Origin of the sequence: Bacillus sp. FSL R7-0685 (assembly GCF_038002425.1) — a bacterium.
Lineage (GTDB): Bacteria > Bacillota > Bacilli > Bacillales > Bacillaceae > Bacillus > Bacillus subtilis.
On record NZ_JBBOCN010000001.1, the window covers coordinates 3,640,742 to 3,657,822 of the forward strand.

Annotated in this window: 21 protein-coding genes; 1 reads left to right on the forward strand and 20 read right to left on the reverse strand. The window is 44.0% G+C overall.

Features of this window, described 5'->3' with window-relative positions:
* Positions 1-21 precede the first annotated feature (21 nt).
* The 11 genes from rapB to MKY50_RS18980 form a co-directional block, all read right to left on the reverse strand.
* Positions 22-1,155, reverse strand: a complete 1,134-nt coding sequence (rapB, locus tag MKY50_RS18930; protein ID WP_341117114.1) for a response regulator aspartate phosphatase RapB — start codon at positions 1,153-1,155, stop codon at positions 22-24.
* Positions 1,156-1,346: 191 nt separating this feature from the next.
* Positions 1,347-2,372, reverse strand: coding sequence for a GTP 3',8-cyclase MoaA (gene moaA / locus MKY50_RS18935; RefSeq protein WP_003243488.1), 1,026 nt, complete (start codon positions 2,370-2,372; stop codon positions 1,347-1,349).
* Positions 2,373-2,387: 15 nt separating this feature from the next.
* Entirely contained in the window at positions 2,388-3,176 is a 789-nt protein-coding gene (gene fdhD, locus MKY50_RS18940) for a formate dehydrogenase accessory sulfurtransferase FdhD (RefSeq protein ID WP_003227709.1), read from the reverse strand.
* Between the two features lie 232 nt (positions 3,177-3,408).
* Positions 3,409-3,570 carry a hypothetical protein gene (locus MKY50_RS18945; protein ID WP_003227706.1) on the reverse strand — a complete coding sequence of 54 codons (162 nt, stop codon included), beginning with the start codon at positions 3,568-3,570 and terminating at the stop codon, positions 3,409-3,411.
* Positions 3,571-3,664: 94 nt separating this feature from the next.
* Positions 3,665-4,339: a vWA domain-containing protein gene (locus MKY50_RS18950; RefSeq protein WP_003243553.1), complete on the reverse strand. Its 675-nt coding sequence runs from the start codon at positions 4,337-4,339 to the stop codon at positions 3,665-3,667.
* A gap of 52 nt (positions 4,340-4,391) precedes the next feature.
* Positions 4,392-4,532, reverse strand: a complete 141-nt coding sequence (locus MKY50_RS18955; RefSeq protein ID WP_014478246.1) for a hypothetical protein — start codon at positions 4,530-4,532, stop codon at positions 4,392-4,394.
* Between the two features lie 130 nt (positions 4,533-4,662).
* Entirely contained in the window at positions 4,663-5,346 is a 684-nt protein-coding gene (locus MKY50_RS18960) for a vWA domain-containing protein (protein WP_014478248.1), read from the reverse strand.
* Between the two features lie 385 nt (positions 5,347-5,731).
* Positions 5,732-6,763, reverse strand: a complete 1,032-nt coding sequence (gene spoIID, locus MKY50_RS18965) for a stage II sporulation protein D (RefSeq protein WP_029318715.1) — start codon at positions 6,761-6,763, stop codon at positions 5,732-5,734.
* Between the two features lie 195 nt (positions 6,764-6,958).
* Positions 6,959-8,269 (reverse strand): UDP-N-acetylglucosamine 1-carboxyvinyltransferase, encoded by a 1,311-nt coding sequence (murA, locus tag MKY50_RS18970; RefSeq protein ID WP_128738334.1) that lies wholly within the window; start codon positions 8,267-8,269, stop codon positions 6,959-6,961.
* A 33-nt stretch (positions 8,270-8,302) separates the two neighbouring features.
* A complete protein-coding gene (locus MKY50_RS18975) occupies positions 8,303-9,043 on the reverse strand; it encodes a YwmB family TATA-box binding protein (protein WP_341117116.1) in 741 nt (246 codons plus the stop codon).
* Positions 9,044-9,177: 134 nt separating this feature from the next.
* Positions 9,178-9,408, reverse strand: coding sequence for a DUF1146 family protein (locus MKY50_RS18980; protein ID WP_003227691.1), 231 nt, complete (start codon positions 9,406-9,408; stop codon positions 9,178-9,180).
* A gap of 169 nt (positions 9,409-9,577) precedes the next feature.
* Here MKY50_RS18980 and MKY50_RS18985 point away from each other — a divergent pair, with 169 nt between their 5' ends.
* Entirely contained in the window at positions 9,578-10,051 is a 474-nt protein-coding gene (locus MKY50_RS18985; protein WP_341117117.1) for a hypothetical protein, read from the forward strand.
* Positions 10,052-10,084: 33 nt separating this feature from the next.
* On the opposite strand, the gene MKY50_RS18990 is transcribed toward MKY50_RS18985, so the two are convergent.
* The 9 genes from MKY50_RS18990 to atpI all read right to left on the reverse strand — a co-directional run bounded on the left by MKY50_RS18990 (position 10,085) and on the right by atpI (position 17,019).
* The gene (locus MKY50_RS18990) at positions 10,085-10,483 is read right to left on the reverse strand and encodes a F0F1 ATP synthase subunit epsilon (protein WP_021480810.1); all 399 of its coding nucleotides are present in this window, start codon (positions 10,481-10,483) and stop codon (positions 10,085-10,087) included.
* A gap of 23 nt (positions 10,484-10,506) precedes the next feature.
* Positions 10,507-11,928: a F0F1 ATP synthase subunit beta gene (gene atpD, locus MKY50_RS18995; RefSeq protein ID WP_003227686.1), complete on the reverse strand. Its 1,422-nt coding sequence runs from the start codon at positions 11,926-11,928 to the stop codon at positions 10,507-10,509.
* A gap of 25 nt (positions 11,929-11,953) precedes the next feature.
* Positions 11,954-12,817 (reverse strand): ATP synthase F1 subunit gamma, encoded by an 864-nt coding sequence (gene atpG / locus MKY50_RS19000; RefSeq protein ID WP_003244388.1) that lies wholly within the window; start codon positions 12,815-12,817, stop codon positions 11,954-11,956.
* Positions 12,818-12,893: 76 nt separating this feature from the next.
* Complete coding sequence (gene atpA, locus MKY50_RS19005; RefSeq protein ID WP_033883369.1) at positions 12,894-14,402, reverse strand: F0F1 ATP synthase subunit alpha; 1,509 nt, start codon at positions 14,400-14,402, stop codon at positions 12,894-12,896.
* Between the two features lie 16 nt (positions 14,403-14,418).
* Positions 14,419-14,964 carry a F0F1 ATP synthase subunit delta gene (locus tag MKY50_RS19010; RefSeq protein ID WP_221777245.1) on the reverse strand — a complete coding sequence of 182 codons (546 nt, stop codon included), beginning with the start codon at positions 14,962-14,964 and terminating at the stop codon, positions 14,419-14,421.
* A complete protein-coding gene (atpF, locus tag MKY50_RS19015) occupies positions 14,961-15,473 on the reverse strand; it encodes a F0F1 ATP synthase subunit B (RefSeq protein WP_003244051.1) in 513 nt (170 codons plus the stop codon). Before atpF ends, MKY50_RS19010 begins: the two co-directional genes overlap by 4 nt.
* Before the next feature lie 162 nt (positions 15,474-15,635).
* Complete coding sequence (gene atpE / locus MKY50_RS19020; RefSeq protein WP_003151167.1) at positions 15,636-15,848, reverse strand: F0F1 ATP synthase subunit C; 213 nt, start codon at positions 15,846-15,848, stop codon at positions 15,636-15,638.
* A gap of 45 nt (positions 15,849-15,893) precedes the next feature.
* Positions 15,894-16,628, reverse strand: a complete 735-nt coding sequence (atpB, locus tag MKY50_RS19025) for a F0F1 ATP synthase subunit A (protein ID WP_003242621.1) — start codon at positions 16,626-16,628, stop codon at positions 15,894-15,896.
* 7 nt (positions 16,629-16,635) lie between these two features.
* Positions 16,636-17,019 (reverse strand): ATP synthase subunit I, encoded by a 384-nt coding sequence (gene atpI, locus MKY50_RS19030; RefSeq protein ID WP_015251014.1) that lies wholly within the window; start codon positions 17,017-17,019, stop codon positions 16,636-16,638.
* Positions 17,020-17,081 lie beyond the last annotated feature (62 nt).

Sequence of the window (17,081 nt, forward strand, 5' to 3'; positions counted from 1 at the left end):
CTGCCAGCAGATGGTTTTGTCTCATACTTCATATAAACAATCGTTCCTTTGAATCATCTCTCTCATGCTGACCGCTTTTTCATAAAAATACACCGCTTCTTTATATTGTTCGCGATGACTGAAATAAGAGGCTGCATCTAAAGCAAATTCTTCAATATATACATACAGGCCCTTTTCTTCCATATAATCAAATACTTCTTGAATCATATCCAAATTGACAGATTCCACATATAATGCCTGCAGAAATTTATATTTTGCCAGACTGAAGAAGTCGTTTCGTTTTTGGGCAATGGCAATCCCTTTTTCATAGTACCGTATCGCGGCTTGGCTATCTTGTTTTTTGAAAAGAACGCGAGTCAGGCTGAAGAGCGCTTTTGGAAGCTGTTCCAGCTGATAATCCTCGAAGACAGGAAGCGCTTTTTCAAAGTATTCGGCGGCCTGATCCAGCTCCCCCTTGTCATCATAGCAATTACCAATATTATAAAGGGCTGATCCGATCAAACGGGGCTGTCCTTCCAATAAAGCAAGGCGATACGCGTCATCTAAATGTTCAAGCGCTTTTTCATAATTTCTGTAGTCAATGTAGTTTCCTGATATGACGAAATGGCATTGAATTCTTCTGACTCTGTAAAAATCGTGAGCCTTATACGTCTCCAGCGCCTGTACGGCATGGTTCATGGAAAAGTGCGTCTGCTTCATAATATAAAAGACTTCCGCCACTTTAAAATGAAATTCCGCTCTTTCAATTTCATCTTCTACAAACGCAAGCATCTTCTCAGCTTTCCGATAAAAGGATATAGCCGAGATGTAATTGTTCTGTTCAAATTCGTACATTCCTCTAAACAAGTGAAAATAATACTCAGATAATCCGGAGATGCTGTCCTGATTGCTTTCCAGCGTTTTGATCAATTCACGATATTGAAGCTGAGATTCCTCGTGCAGGTCAGGCTTTACATAATCCAGCATAATTTGGTGCCGGTAGCTGATCAGCTGATAATACAGGAGAAGCAGCTGATCCTCTTCCATCTGTTCGATATCTAGATCAATTTCTTCTTTCAGCTTTACGGCATCAGCCACTTGAAATGCTAAAATGTGCTTATACCACTTATTGATTTTCACTCCTACTTGAGATGACGGGATCTCGTACGCGGCCATGCCCCTCCAACCCTTTCTATTTTCTAATTGGTTATATTTTATCATAATGTATGGCTTTGGAATTAAATTTTCTTACAATGATTCCTTCTTTATGCCTATCCTTATATATTTCGGTTTTTCTACGTATTTTTTGCACTCGGATTCTAATAAAAAAGCTTACCGGACAGTGCCGATAAGCTTTTGACTTCAAATTAACCGCCAATATAAGACATTTCCACTTTCTTTTTGCCAGATGCTTTTGATAGCGTACGATCGACTGAATACTGATCGATCCGATTTTTCCATACTGTCCCGATCATTTCTGATAGTTCGTCATCACTTAATTCCTGGCGAACCGGAGCTCTGAGGTCAAATCCGCTTGAAGCGAATAAGCAGGTAAACAGCTCTCCTCTCGCAGAAAGACGGGCTCTGTTGCAAGATCCGCAGAATGCATCAGATACAGATGATATGACGCCAATTTCTCCGGAGCCGTCCAAGTAGCGGAATCTGGAAGCCACTTCGCCTATATAATTAGGCGCTATCGGCTCAACCGGCATGTGTTTATTGATCAAATCTATGATTTCCGCCTTTGTCATGACGTCTTTCTTTTCCCATTGGTTGGTGTTGCCTACGTCCATAAATTCAATGAATCTCAGGATATGCCCTTTTTCTTTAAAATAACGGGCCATAGGCAGTATATCTTTTTCATTGACGCCCTTTTGAACGACCATATTGATTTTAACACCGAGCCCCGCTTGCTTCGCCGCTTCAATGCCTTCCAGCACCTTGCTGACAGAAACACCGCGCCCGTTTATCTTCTTAAAACGCTCGTCTTCTAAAGAATCAAGGCTGATCGTAACCCTTTTCAGCCCAGCCTCCTTGAGCCTCTTAGCATAAACAGGCAGCAGTGATCCGTTTGTCGTCATCGCGATGTCACGAATACCCGGTATGCGGGCCAGTTTTTTGATTAATTCCGGCATATCCTTTCTCATGAGGGGCTCTCCGCCGGTCAAGCGGATTTTTTCAACGCCAAATCTTGTGACAAACAATGTCGCAAGCCGTTCCAGCTCCTCAAATGAAAGCAGCTCCTCTTTCTTTAAAAAAGGATAATCCGGGCCGAATAATTCGGCGGGCATACAGTACGTGCATCGGAAGTTGCAGCGGTCTGTAACAGAAATGCGAAGGTCTCTCAGCGGTCTGTTTCTTTTATCCAACATCTGACGCGACTCTGTAATCATAGCTACAGCCCCTTCCTACTCCCTGATTCTCTCAGGGTGTGTATATACATTAAATGATCCGTTTCTGACAAATCCAATCGCTGTGATATTCAATTCTTCAGCCATTTGAATCGCAAGCTCCGTCGGGGCCGATTTGGAAATGACAATCGACACGCCGATTTTGGCCGCTTTTAACAGGACCTCTGATGAGATTCTGCCGCTGAACACAATCAGTTTGTCGCGTACGGACATCCCGTTTAGAAGGCAGTGTCCGTATAGTTTATCAAGTGCGTTGTGCCGACCGATATCGGTGCGCATCAACAGAAGTTTCTCTGTGTCGCAAAGCGCCGCATTATGGACGCCTCCCGTATCCTGAAACGTCCCGCTCCCTTGCTGCATGTCTTTCATAAGCGCCAGACATGCCTCAGGCGATATCTTGATTTGGCTGACAGCCGTCTTGGCTGTTTTGACATCCTGCTGAAAATAAAAATGACGGCCCTTTCCGCAGCATGAGCCGATCACCCGTTTCGTATAATCCTTTTGATCCAATGTCTCAGGGTGAACGAGGTCGACATATACAAAACCGAGACTTTCATCTATTGTAAACCTTTTAATTTCTTTTTGAAATCGTATAACACCCTCTGATGCGAGAAATCCGATGACAAGCTCTTCGATATGCTCAGGCGTACAAACGAGCGTCACAAATTCACTGCCATTCAGTATCACTGTCAAAGGGAATTCCGTCACCATCCGGTCTTCTACTTTGCTTATTTCCCCTTGTTCATAGCGCCATACATCCCTGACCGCAGTTACTTTATCGTTCAATGTCTCTTCCCCTCCGCAATGTTCCTGCCTTTATATTTTTTCACACTCCTCGGATTTTGTCGAATTCTGAGACACAAAAAGAGCCCTCTATATAAAGGGCTTTCACAGGATGTGATGACGGCGGTGTTTAGGCAGGGCGCCTAAGCATTTAGCCGCCGTTCCTTTTACCAATGTGCATTGACAACGAACGCGGGGTTTGTCGACACGCTGAGAGCCCTCTATATAAAGGACTCTATGTTTGATTATGCTGATTCTTTTTCAGAACCGTAAACAGCACAATAGCTGCGATCAAGGTGAGAATGCTGACAAAAAAGAAGGCTGCCAGTTTTAGAAGAACACCAAGCAATATGAATGCAACGGTGGCTATAAGAAAAATCATTCCGAATAATTTCATATGTTCAACCCCTTTTTAGGGTATCATTCCCGCCCAAATTGTTTTTAAACCAATAAAAAAAGGCGCCTGGGGGAGCGCCTGATCTTTAGGTTCCTTACTCAGTAAATTTTTGTGCTTCTTTTTCCCAAGCCTGTTCGAACTCATCCGCACTGTTCGCTGAAATATATTCTCCACCGCCAGCGACAGCTGCTTGTTTCATCTCTTCATTACCCTTGACATCAAAGTTGAAGCCAATGATGTTTACAATCGTATCCACATTTGATGCACGGAGCTTTTCGATTTCTGCCGCAGGGTCTCCGCCGCACGTTTCTTCACCGTCAGTGATTAAATACACCACGTTTTTCCCGTCTGCGTCAAATGCTTCAAATTCTTTTCTTGTGTCTGCAAGTGCTTTGGCAATCGGTGTCCATCCAGTCGGCTTGAGCTCACTCAATGAATTGTCAAACAGAGACCCTTCATATGGATGAAGGCCGTAAATGGTTTCCGTCGTACTGCACGAAAGGGCTTTACCGGACAGTTTATTGTTCCCTGCATGCCCGAAAACGCGAAGCATAAGATTTGTATCCTTCGGAAGAAGTTCGGCAAAAGATTTTACTGATTTTTTGGCAATGTCTATTTTGCGCTCTCCTCCTGTTTTTTGAACCATGCTTCCGCTTCCGTCAAACAAAACAGCTACATTTGTATCAGCCTGTTTCTCAGCGGCAAAAGACGGGGAGGCAATGGAAACAGTCAACAATCCAATGATACCGGCAGCCAGCAATTTTTTCATGCGGTTACTTCCTTTCTTTTTCATATTTTCCAACTATATGTTGGATTCTTCTTTATGCTAGAATACGAAAATGCAAAAAGATATAGGACATGCTGCCTTTTGTGCTGCTTTCACGATCTGTCCAAAATCGCTTGAAATGCCGTTCATTTTTAGCCATTTCCGCCCAGAAAGCATAAACAGATTGTGTGATCATTCATTCTTTTTTCGCCTTGATTATGACAGAAAAACGGAAATCTGCTACTATGCTACAGGCAGACAGCTAATTAGTTTTGAAGTTTTTGTTACATACAAAAAGAGGCTGACCATCACCAGCCTCTTTTTTCTTATTTAGATAACATTAGTGATTGCTGAGTGAAAATTTTCTCAACATCTTTTTGGGTATAAGCCGGGAAGTATTCACCGCCGCCTACTTTCGCAATTGCGTTCAGCTGGCCTTTGTATCCCTCTTTATAATCAAAGCCGATCACATTAACAGTGATATTGTCTTTTTGCAGTTCCTTTGCTGTTTTAATCGGGTTTCCTCCGCACGTTTCCTCACCGTCTGTCAACAGATACACCACTTTTTCCCCTTTTGCATCAAGCTGGTCAAAAGAAGATTTCGCCTCGTTCAGCGCTTTGGCAATTGGCGTCCAGCCAGTCGGCCCAATTGTATTGAGAGAATTGAGGAAGCTTTGCTCGTTAAAGCTTTGGAAGCCGTATACGTTGCGAATGGCTTCGCATGACTGAACTTTTCCGGAATTTTTATTGTTTCCTTCAGAGCCAAACACGCTCATTTTCACCTGAGTTCCTTCTGGCAATGAGCTCGCAAACTTTGAAATTTCTTTTTTGGCTGAATTAAATTTAGATACACCATCTATTCTTTTCGCCATACTTCCGCTGGCATCAAGCAAGACCGCCACGTTCGCCGGCGCTTTAGCCTCCGTTTCTGACTTTTCAGCTGCAAAAGCAGGTGAAGTTAATCCAAATAGCAATCCTGTCATCATGATCAGTGAAAATCTTTTCTTCATGTTCGTACCCCTTTACCAATTTGTTTCTGCGTGCAGATGTTCAACGCTGAACATAATCTATCGTAATCAACAAAAACCGAGAAATAAATAGGGCGGGCTTCCCCATTGCTGTTGTTTACTTTTGCATAGAAACCTATGTTTTTATTAGTGATTTCCACCTAACGCCCCTATGAAAAGAGAAGATTGTCCGCCTTTCGGCTTTCGTTATATGAGTCTGTCGAAGTCTGTCGACAAATGTGGATGACTTTACCACAATCTCAAAGCCTGAAATCAGGAAAAAAGGACTGATCCTTAAAGACGGTCAGAAGCTCCTCTAAACCGTTTCAGCTGCTCTTAGATAAAAGATATTCAGGAACAGAAAAAGACGCCCAATGAGCGTCTTTTTCTACTTTTTCGCCATATATTTATTCAAAAACGAATCTGCCTCAGAAATTTGTGTGCCTTGGTAATAATACTTTACAATGTCATCAACCGTTTTGCCTTCTTTCGCCATAAAATTCGCTCCGTATTGGCTCATCCCCACACCGTGGCCAAATCCTCTCGTCGTGACTGTAATTGTGTCTCCATTTCGCTTCCATTCAAAATCTGCGGAGTTGAGACCCAGCTTTTCACGTATGTCTCTTCCTTTCAGCGTCTTGCCGTTAATGACGGCAGTTGCAACCTGGTGGCCCGGTGTCTCGCCGGTAATCTTCCCTACTGCGCTAGATCCATCCAGCTTGACGCCAAGCTTTTGCTGAAATTCTGCCGCTGTAAAGGTTTTCGTTGCCTTATATTTCGGAGACTTTTTATCCCATGGGCTTTTGACGCTTTTTAAATATGGGATAGCACTTGTCCAATATGCTTCTGCATTCTCTGTGTAGCCGTTGCTTGTGGAGAAAAAGGAGGCTTCAATCGGCTGGTTGTTGTACGTTAAGATTTTGCCTTGCGTACTGGCTACCGCAGCTGTGATTTTCTTCAGTTTTGTCTCATAGCTTGTGCCCCACTGTTTTTTCAGCTCCGCTTTGTTTTTATACACCTGGAACATCTGTGTATCATCCACCAGTGAGCCTTTAGGAGCCTCAACCGCTGAATTTGACACCATCAGTCTGACAATAAATGTTCTGGCGGCGAGGGCCTGGGCTTTCAGTGCTTCAGATTCAAAGGTTGCCGGCATTTCGGAGGCGACGACTCCAATCACATACTCTTCAAGCGGAATGTCTTCTACGGATTGATTTGCGGTTCGATAGACGGGAATAGAAACAGGTGATGCTTTCAATGTTTCTGCTCCTTTCGATGCTGGTTTCGTGCTGACTGCTGTCTTTTCTGATTCTACGCTGGCCCCCGCTTCCTTATTATGCTGGAATGGTATAACCAAGAGGGTGGGAACCAAGAGAATCAATGCACATAGTACGGATAGTGTGATTGCGAATTGTTTCATATTCAGCTGCCTCCTGCTCGGGATTCGACTCTAGTCTAGTCTATGGGCAGGGACAAGCTAATATGACTCTCGTTTTGGACAGAAACTTTATTTGTCATTTACGTATTCTTTTTTGCTATTTTGCGCATAATGATGATAATACACAAAAAATAAAAAACCAGTATGCCAGAGTGACATACTGATTTTCAAGTAAGTTTATGCATTTAAGTCAGAAACGACTTCTTTATTCTCTTGCCCAGAAGCAGACTCATCATTTACACGTTCGATGTCTGCGCCCAGAGCGGCAAGCTTCTTATGGAAATCAACGTAACCGCGGTCTAAGTGCTTCAATTCAGTAACACGTGTGTGACCTTCAGCCACTAACCCCGCAAGAATCAGCGCTGCACCTGCACGCAAATCAGTCGCTGCAACTTCAGCTCCCTGAAGCTGTACAGGACCGTTAATGATGACAGAACGTCCTTCAATCTTGATATCACCATTCATACGGCGGAATTCTTCCGCATGCATAAAACGGTTTTCAAAAACGGTTTCTGTAATCATGCTTGTGCCGCTTGCACGAAGCAGAAGCGCCATCATTTGTGACTGCATATCAGTCGGGAAGCCCGGGTGAGGCATTGTTTTGATGTCAATCGGTTTAAGTTCTTTCGGGCCGATGACACGCAGACCTTCACCTTCATCCTTAATTGTTACACCCATCTCTTCCATTTTTGCAATTAAAGAGGTGAGGTGCTCAGGAACCGCTCCTTTTACTAATACGTTTCCTTCAGTGATTGCAGCAGCAACCATAAATGTGCCCGCTTCAATACGGTCAGGAATAATATGGTGTTTTACGCCGTGAAGCTTTTCGACTCCTTCAATTTTGATGGTGCCGGTGCCAGCTCCGCGGATTTTCCCGCCCATGCCGTTGATATAGTTTGCTAAATCAACGATTTCGGGTTCTTTTGCCACGTTTTCCAGCGTTGTTGTTCCTTCAGCTAGAGCGGCTGCCATAATCAGGTTCTCTGTAGCTCCTACACTTGGGAAGTCCAGATAAATTTTTGCGCCTTGCAGTCGGCCTTTTACTTCAGCTTCAATGAAGCCATTACCGACTTTGATTTCTGCGCCCATTGCTTCAAAACCTTTTAAATGCTGATCAATCGGTCTGGAACCAATTGCGCATCCGCCCGGAAGTGCAACTCTTGCATGACCTGTACGCGCAAGAAGCGGCCCCATGACAAGCACAGACGCACGCATTTTACGAACATATTCAAAAGGTGCTTCAGTTTGCAAAGCGTATGAAGCATTTACAGTCACTTCATTATTTTCAAAATGCACATCTGCTCCTAAATGACGCAACACTTCGTTAATTGTATATACATCGGAGAGCGTAGGTACATCACAAATTACGCTTTTTTCTTCACTTGCTAATAAAGATGCAGCGATAACAGGTAAAACGGCATTTTTAGCGCCTTCAACTTTGACTGTGCCGTTTAACTTCTGACCGCCGCGGACGATGATTTTTTCCAAGGTATTCCCCTCCGCGTCCCTAAATTCTCTATATTAATATTCAGTCGTAACGATTGGTGTGCCAACCGTAACGGTATGTTTTCCGCCCATTCCTGCACTTCTAAGTGCAATTTGCAAATTCATTTTATGTTTCGAGGTCATAATATACTCTTCCCACTCATCTGTAAACGCAGAAATAGAAACGAAATTTGGCTCAACTACATGTTCTACTGATCTTGCTTGAAATTCATTTAATAACTGATTTGCTTTTTTTTGCAAAACAATATTCATATTATCATCTAAGTGACCATTTAGACAAGTAAAAATAACTACTTTTTCTTGGAATATCCCAAGTGTCTCCCGTTCAAACTGTTCATATGTATCATTCCAGCTATCCGGTGTCTCTAGACTCATTTGCTCATATAATAAATACGAAGTTGGATTGTGTTTTTTGAGGGTTGTGACAAGCTGCAGTCTAAAAGAAGTGCGATTTTTTTTGTCAGTATATGTGCCAATTGCCTTTACGACTTTATCTTCCTGTGCAATCACCCAATCATATTGACGATACTCTGATTTTAAACGTTGCACTTTTTGATAAAATTCTTTTTCGGTCAGTGACATGTTTTGTTTTGCATGCAATGTCCACTTATCTATTGACACATCTTGGCGTTCCATCCCCTCTGCCATCTGTGCTAACGGCGTTAATTCACTCGCATGAATGGTATGGAAAACAGCAATGACGAAGCTTAACATGACGGAAATGATAATAGCGTGGCTTACTTGTTTTTTCTTCATGTTCATCTCTCCCCCTTATCCCCAGTTTTACCGGAGGCAAGAGGCGCCATACGTAAAAATCTTCGTCAAAACTCGAGCTATTGCTTCAACCTGCTTCCTGCAACCATTCCCATGATGACGATGGTCAAAACCTATTAAAATAGATAGGGAAGCTGCTGTGAATAATTGAGATAATCTAAAAAGAAATTGGCAACGGCCGTTCCAATGGCAATTGTCAGCAAAATCATCAGGAGTCTAGCCTGCACGACTTTGCCTTTTTTGATTAACGGATCTATATTGACGGCTTGCAACGCCCACCAAGTCACTGCTATAAAAATCAGGTGAACGACAATGCCGATTGCAGCCTGCTGTCCCAATACACTCATCTATTACACTCCTTTCTCTGCGTTCATACCCTTTCTTATTATATAAGAAGCACAGATAAAGATGATACATTTTATACAGAACGGAATAATCAGCCAAATCTAGGGCTAATCCCCGCTTAAAGTGCGATTCTTTTACATGGTATACTTTATTGGGAAGGAGCTGGCAAATGTGAATCATTCTTTTTTTCAGCCTGAAAAGCAATATGGTGAGGACCTGCCAATTTTCGATCAGGAATGGGAAGCAATTGCATTCTATTATGATTATAGACAGTCACAGATTGAAGAACTGAATGAATTGTGTCAGTTTTTTAACATTTCTCTTACCTATACGAGAGAAAGCCTTGAAGAGCTTGAAAACCTTTATTTTCAAAGTATACAAGAGCTTTTGCTTGCTGACTGGAATCTTCCTATTGAAGAATTCGAGAAAATGATCAGTGTTTATCTTATAGATTGCGTGATTGCACGCCATAAAGATGCTGAATGGGTTGTAAAACCTTACCCCTATAAAGACGGCGCTTATACACTTGGCTTTAGAAGACATCGCAAATCGTGGCATACAATGAATGCCTGTGATGGTTTATACCTGCGCCAAAAAGAGAATCGCCCGCTGTTATCGCTGTTTGATTCTCTTGTTCGTTCATAAAAAAATCCTTCTCATAAAGAGAAGGATTTTTTCTTATTTCCCTGCTACATCCAATCTGTTCAAAGCCCGCTGTAACGCAAGCTCAGCCCGACGAATGTCAGTATCATCTGATTGAGTATTCAAACGCTCCTGCGCCCGCTGGCGTGCAGCTTCAGCGCGCTCTTTATCGATGCCTTCTGCTGTCTCGGCAGCCTGGGCAAGGATGGTGACCTGATCAGGACGGACTTCGACAAATCCGCCGCTGACGGCAACCATTTCAGTCTGCCCGTCTTTTTTCAGACGGACAGCGCCGATTTTAAGAGGAGCCACGGTTGGAATATGGCCTGGCAAAATACCGAGATCGCCGCTTTCGGCTCTCACACTCACCATTTCGATATCCGCATCGTATACTGGGCCGTCGGGAGTAACGATATTGACTTTAACGGTCTTCATGCTTTTACCCTCCTAGGACCAGATTAAACTTCTACACCCATTTCTTTTGCTTTCTCAACAACTTCTTCAATACGGCCTACAAGACGGAACGCATCTTCTGGAAGATGGTCGTATTTACCGGCTAAGATTTCTTTGAAGCCTTGTACCGTCTCTTTTACAGGCACGTAAGAACCTTTTTGTCCAGTGAACTGTTCAGCCACGTGGAAGTTCTGAGAAAGGAAGAACTGGATACGACGTGCGCGGTGAACGACAAGTTTGTCTTCCTCGCCTAATTCATCCATACCGAGGATCGCAATGATATCCTGAAGCTCTTTGTAACGCTGAAGCGTTGACTGTACTTCACGCGCAACCGCATAATGCTCTTCTCCAACAATTTCAGGAGCAAGGGCGCGTGATGTAGATGCCAACGGATCAACCGCAGGGTAAATACCCATTTCAGTTAATTTACGCTCAAGGTTTGTTGTCGCATCCAAGTGAGCGAACGTTGTCGCCGGCGCCGGGTCAGTGTAGTCATCGGCAGGCACGTAGATCGCCTGGATAGATGTAACTGATCCAACGTTCGTAGACGTGATACGCTCTTGGAGCTGACCCATCTCAGTTGCAAGCGTCGGCTGATAACCAACCGCTGAAGGCATACGGCCAAGAAGGGCTGAAACCTCTGATCCCGCTTGTGTGAAACGGAAAATGTTATCGATGAAGAACAGTACGTCCTGTCCTTGTACATCACGGAAGTGCTCAGCCATTGTAAGGCCTGTCAAAGCAACACGCATACGTGCGCCCGGCGGCTCGTTCATTTGTCCGAATACCATGGCTGTTTTGTTGATTACGCCAGAGTCACTCATTTCGTAGAAAAGGTCGTTTCCTTCACGAGTACGCTCTCCTACGCCGGCGAATACAGAGATACCGCCGTGCTCTTGCGCGATGTTGTTGATTAATTCCTGGATTAATACGGTTTTACCTACACCGGCACCACCGAACAATCCGATTTTACCGCCCTTAATGTAAGGAGCAAGCAAATCAACAACTTTAATACCTGTTTCAAGAATTTCAACTTCTGTTGAAAGCTGATCGAATGAAGGCGCCTGTCTGTGAATCGGATCCTTTTTGGCATCCGCAGGAACCGGCTCATTCAAATCAATATTTTCTCCGAGAACGTTAAATACACGTCCAAGTGTTACATCACCAACCGGTACTGAGATTGGCGCTCCTGTATCTACAGCTTCCATACCGCGCTGAACACCATCTGTAGATGCCATTGCGATTGTACGGACTGTATCATCACCTAAATGAAGAGCGACCTCAAGCGTTAAATCAATACCTACTTCGTTTTCACTTGCAGCTGGCTGTGAAATTTTAATCGCATTATAAATTTCAGGCAAGTGACCGTCTTCAAAACGCACGTCGACGACCGGTCCTAATACCTGGCTAACGCGTCCTTTCTTCATCGCTATCCCTCCTGACAAAATCTTTCTATTCTAAAGCGGCTGCTCCGCCGACAATTTCCGTAATTTCTTGTGTGATCGCTGCTTGGCGAGCGCGGTTGTAAGAAAGCGAAAGTGAATCGATAAGTTCCTTCGCGTTGTCTGTCGCATTTTTCATCGCCGTCATTCTTGCAGCGTGCTCACTTGCTTTACTGTCAAGAAGCGCACCGAAGATTAAGCTTTCTGCATATTGAGGAAGCAAAACCTCCAGAACCTCCTCTTCAGATGGTTCAAATTCATAAGACGCCGTTCTTTTTCCGCCGCCGCTGCCCAAATCAGATAACGGCAGAAGTTTTTTCTCCGTTACTTCTTGAGTAATGGCGCTGACAAAATGGTTATAAACAAGGTGCAATTCATCAAACGCACCGTCTATAAACATTTGGATCGTTTGACGGGCAAGATCTTTAATTTCTGTAAACGTTACTTCATCCCCAAGTCCTGTTAACTCGGAAATGATCGGAATCTCCCGTTTCTTAAAGAAATCACGGCCCACTCTTCCGATGGCAATCACCGCATACTCATCCTTAGACTGATGACGTTCTTGCATGGCCTGATAAGCACTCCGTAAAACCGAACTGTTAAAAGCGCCGGCAAGACCGCGGTCAGACGTAATAACAAGGTATGCCGTTTTTTTCACTTCTCTGCTGAGAAGCATCGGATGCTTTACGTTGCCGGAAACTCTTCCGACGTTTGACACAACCTCTTGGATTTTATCCATATATGGCACAAATGATTTTGCATTGTTTTCAGCACGATTCAGCTTAGCCGCAGATACCATCTGCATGGCTTTTGTAATCTGACTTGTTTTTTTCGTTGACGTGATCCTTGACTTAATATCGCGTAATGAGGCCAAAGATTTCACCACCTTTTCTCTTCATCTGCGTAAAAAGAGAGAAAAAGAGAACCTTTTTCTCTCATCAGCATTCGAGTTAGTTGCTTGGTGCAAATGTGCGTTTGAAGCCTTCGATTGCAGCATTGAAGTCTTCATCAGCAGGAAGGTTTCCTGTTTTCGCAATTCCGTCAAGCAGGTCTTTATGGTTTTGGTCAAGGTACATGTAGTACTCTTCTTCAAAACGTCTGATATCCGCCACAGGAATATCATCGAGATATCCTTTTGTCAGCGCATAAAGAATGGCTACTTGCTTTTCAACCGGAAGCGGCTTGTTCAGATCCTGCTTCAGCACTTCAACTGTACGCGCACCGCGGTTCAGTTTTGCCTGAGTCGCTTGGTCGAGGTCAGAACCGAATTGAGCGAATGCTTCCAGCTCACGGTATGACGCAAGGTCAAGACGCAAAGTACCTGATACTTTTTTCATCGCTTTGATTTGCGCTGAGCCGCCGACACGGGATACAGACAATCCGGCATTGATCGCTGGACGTACGCCTGAGAAGAACAAATCAGATTGCAGGAAGATCTGTCCGTCGGTGATGGAAATGACGTTCGTCGGAATATAAGCAGAGATATCTCCAGCTTGTGTTTCTACGAACGGCAGAGCTGTAATTGATCCTGCGCCTTTCGCGTCGCTAAGCTTTGCTGCACGCTCAAGCAGACGGGAATGAAGATAGAATACATCCCCAGGGAACGCTTCACGGCCTGGCGGACGGCGAAGAAGCAAGGACAGCTCACGGTAAGCGGCCGCTTGTTTAGAAAGATCATCGTATACAACAAGAACGTGCTTGCCGTTGTACATAAATTCTTCTGCCATTGTAACCCCAGCATACGGTGCCAGGTACAGAAGCGGTGCCGGCTGTGAGGCAGACGCCGTTACAACAATTGTATAATCAAGCGCGCCGTGTTTACGCAATGTTTCTACTACGCCGCGGACTGTTGATTCTTTTTGGCCGATCGCAACATATACGCAGATCATGTCTTGGTCTTTTTGGTTCAGGATCGCATCGATCGCAACAGATGTTTTACCTGTTTGACGGTCACCGATGATCAGCTCACGCTGGCCGCGGCCGATTGGAATCAGTGCATCGATCGCTTTGATACCGGTTTGAAGCGGTTCATGAACGGATTTACGGTCCATAACGCCTGGTGCAGGGCTTTCAATCGGACGAGTTTTGCTTGTAAGGATCGGGCCAAGTCCGTCTACCGGTTGGCCTAGCGGGTTTACAATACGGCCGATTAACTCTTCACCAACAGGAACCTCCATGATGCGGCCTGTTCTTTTTACTTCGTCTCCCTCACGGATCTCACTGAAAGGTCCTAAGATGACGATACCTACGTTTGATTCTTCAAGGTTTTGAGCCATACCCAAAACACCGTTTGAAAATTCGACAAGTTCACCGGCCATACAGTTGTCAAGGCCGTGCACACGTGCAATACCGTCACCGACTTGGATGACTGTACCTACGTCTTGAACTTCAATATCAGATTGATAATTTTGTATTTGCTGTTTTATCAGCGTGCTAATCTCTTCAGCTTTGATGCTCACTTAGGTTTCACCCCTTCTATCGATTTTCCCCGGCTAATTGACGTTCGATGCGCTGAAGCTTCCCGCTTACGCTGCCGTCATAAATCCGGTTTCCAATGCGGACTTTAATGCCGCCTATTAAATCCGTCTGCACTTCATTTCTGGTTCTCAGTGAAGCGACTCCGGCTTTTTTTGCAAACACTTGTGATAATGGTAACATTTCTGCATCCGTCAGCGGTTTCACTGAATATACGATTGCGTCTTCTGTTTGACGGGCCACATTTGCGAGTTTGATAAACTCATCTGTGAGCTCAGGGACAATCGCGGCACGATGGCGGTCAATCAAAAGAAAAATCGTATTGAGTACGGACTGTGACAAAGAGCCAAATGCATTTTGAATCAGCTCTTTTTTCTTCGCAGCCGGCACCTTCGGATGGTTCAACACATCATTAAGCGCTTTTTCATTTTGAAATACTTGTTTTACAACAATTAGCTCTTCTTCTACTTGATTCAGCTGAGCGGACTCATTGGCTATATCAAAAAGAGCTGATGCATATCGTTTAGAGACAGCTGATCCACTCATCGGCTTTCTCCTACCTCTTTAAGATAGTCCTGGATCAATTTCTCTTGCGCTTGTTCATCCAGTTCTTTTTCGATCACTTTCGACGCAATCATGACAGAAAGAGACGCTACTTGCTCACGGAGAGCAGAAACCGCCTGTTCTTTTTCCTTCACGATTTCAGTTCTTGCTGCTTCTTTCAGACGTTCAGATTCTGCACGTGCAGCCTGAATAATCTCTTCTTTTTGCTTCTCTCCCAGTTTCTTTGCGTTTTCGATAAGAGTTTGGGATTCCTGTCTTGCTTCTTTTAAAAGAACGCGCTGCTCTTCAATCAGCTGCTGCGCTTCTTTATTTTTTTCTTCAGCAGACGTAATTTCTCCAGCGATGTGGTCTTCACGCTGTTTCATTATGTTTAATAGCGGCCCTAAAGCGTATTTCTTCAGAAGCGCTAATAAGATTAACATAGCTAACAGTTGGAACAGGATATCTCCGCCGTTAAACGACAATCCTAGTTCAAGTGGTAATTGAGACATCTACTACGGCAACTCCCTTCTGCAGGTTTTTCTTTGCTGATCCAGCAGCCGCACTTGTCTCTTTTCAGCCGGCAAGGCGGGATGCTTATCAGACATAAAGCAATGGCGAAGGTTCTCTTGGAATGATCTTCGCCATTTTTAGTTCATATAAGGCTTTTATGCTTAGCCAAAGAACGCTAAGAATGCGATAACGACAGCGATAATAGGAAGGGCTTCAACTAATGCGATACCCATGAACATAAGAGTTCTCAGTTCTTTACCTGCTTCCGGCTGACGGGCAATCCCCTCTACCGTACGTGAAACAATCAAACCGTTACCAATACCTGCACCAAGTGCGCCTAAACCAATTGCAATCGCAGCTGCTATTAAATTCATGAAAAAGTTCCTCCTTTAAAATGTTATCCGTTTGGATATAATGTTTTAATGATCATGACTGATTTTATGAGACATGTACACCATCGTCAGCATTGTAAAGATAAATGCCTGGATAGCACCAATAAATAAACTGAATGCTTGCCATGCCAGCATCGGCAGAATGGCACCGATTGTACCGACAAGACCGAGAGCCACGCTTTGCGAATAATGGCTTGTTGCTAATCCCGCAAGCAGGCCGAGAAGAATCTCACCGGCGAAGATGTTACCATACAGCCGCAAACCTAGAGTCAGCGTATTCGCAAACTCTTCGATGATTTTCATCGGGAGCATGAATGGAACAGGTCTTAAATAGTCTTTGGAATATTCCTTGAGCCCTTTCATCTTCACACCATAGTAGTGGGTTAAAGCAACAACCATCACGGCTAGCGTTAATGTAATGGCAGGATCGGCTGTCGGAGACTTCCACCAGAGCTCATGTCCGATTGTAATAGAGAACGGCAGCCCCAGCATATTCGACACAAATATGTACATCAGCAATGTGACACCAAGTGCCAAGAAGTTAGCCCCTGTTTTTAAATCCATTGTACTGCCAATAATATTGCGGACGAAATCAACAATCCATTCCATAAAGTTCTGGGCTTTTCCGGGACGGATCGAAAGCGTTCTTGTCGTCAATATAGCAATCAATAAAACAATCACACTCGCCACAGTAATCATCAGAATGTTTGTCAGATTAAAAGTAAGACCTAGAAATTCTATAGTTCTGTAACCATGATTCAAAGGGTTTTCACCTCTCTTCCATTGATGAACGTTTAAGCTGGATAAAGGAATCTATCATAATGACAGGGTATATTGTCATTAATCCAATAACTGTACTTGCCATATGAAAATATCCGGGATTTTTATAGGCAACAGCCACAGCAAGAATCGCATTGCACCACCGCGCTGCGCTCCCGAGAGATCGTATGGACTTTCCTTTCTCAACAGCTCTGTCAAAAGCATTCATTCTTCTGACGAGCAGTAAAAAATTAAACAAACTGAAAACAGTTCCCAGAATAAGGCCTAAAAAAACGGTTTTATACGCTGTTAAACCATAACCCAGTACATACACTGCCAAAATGAACAATAAATATTTGCGTTGTCTGCTAAATGTAAGCTTGGGATCGTCCATCAATTATCTGTCTCCTGATGAAAAAATAATGTATAGCTTGGATACGGCAAAAATCAGCGGTT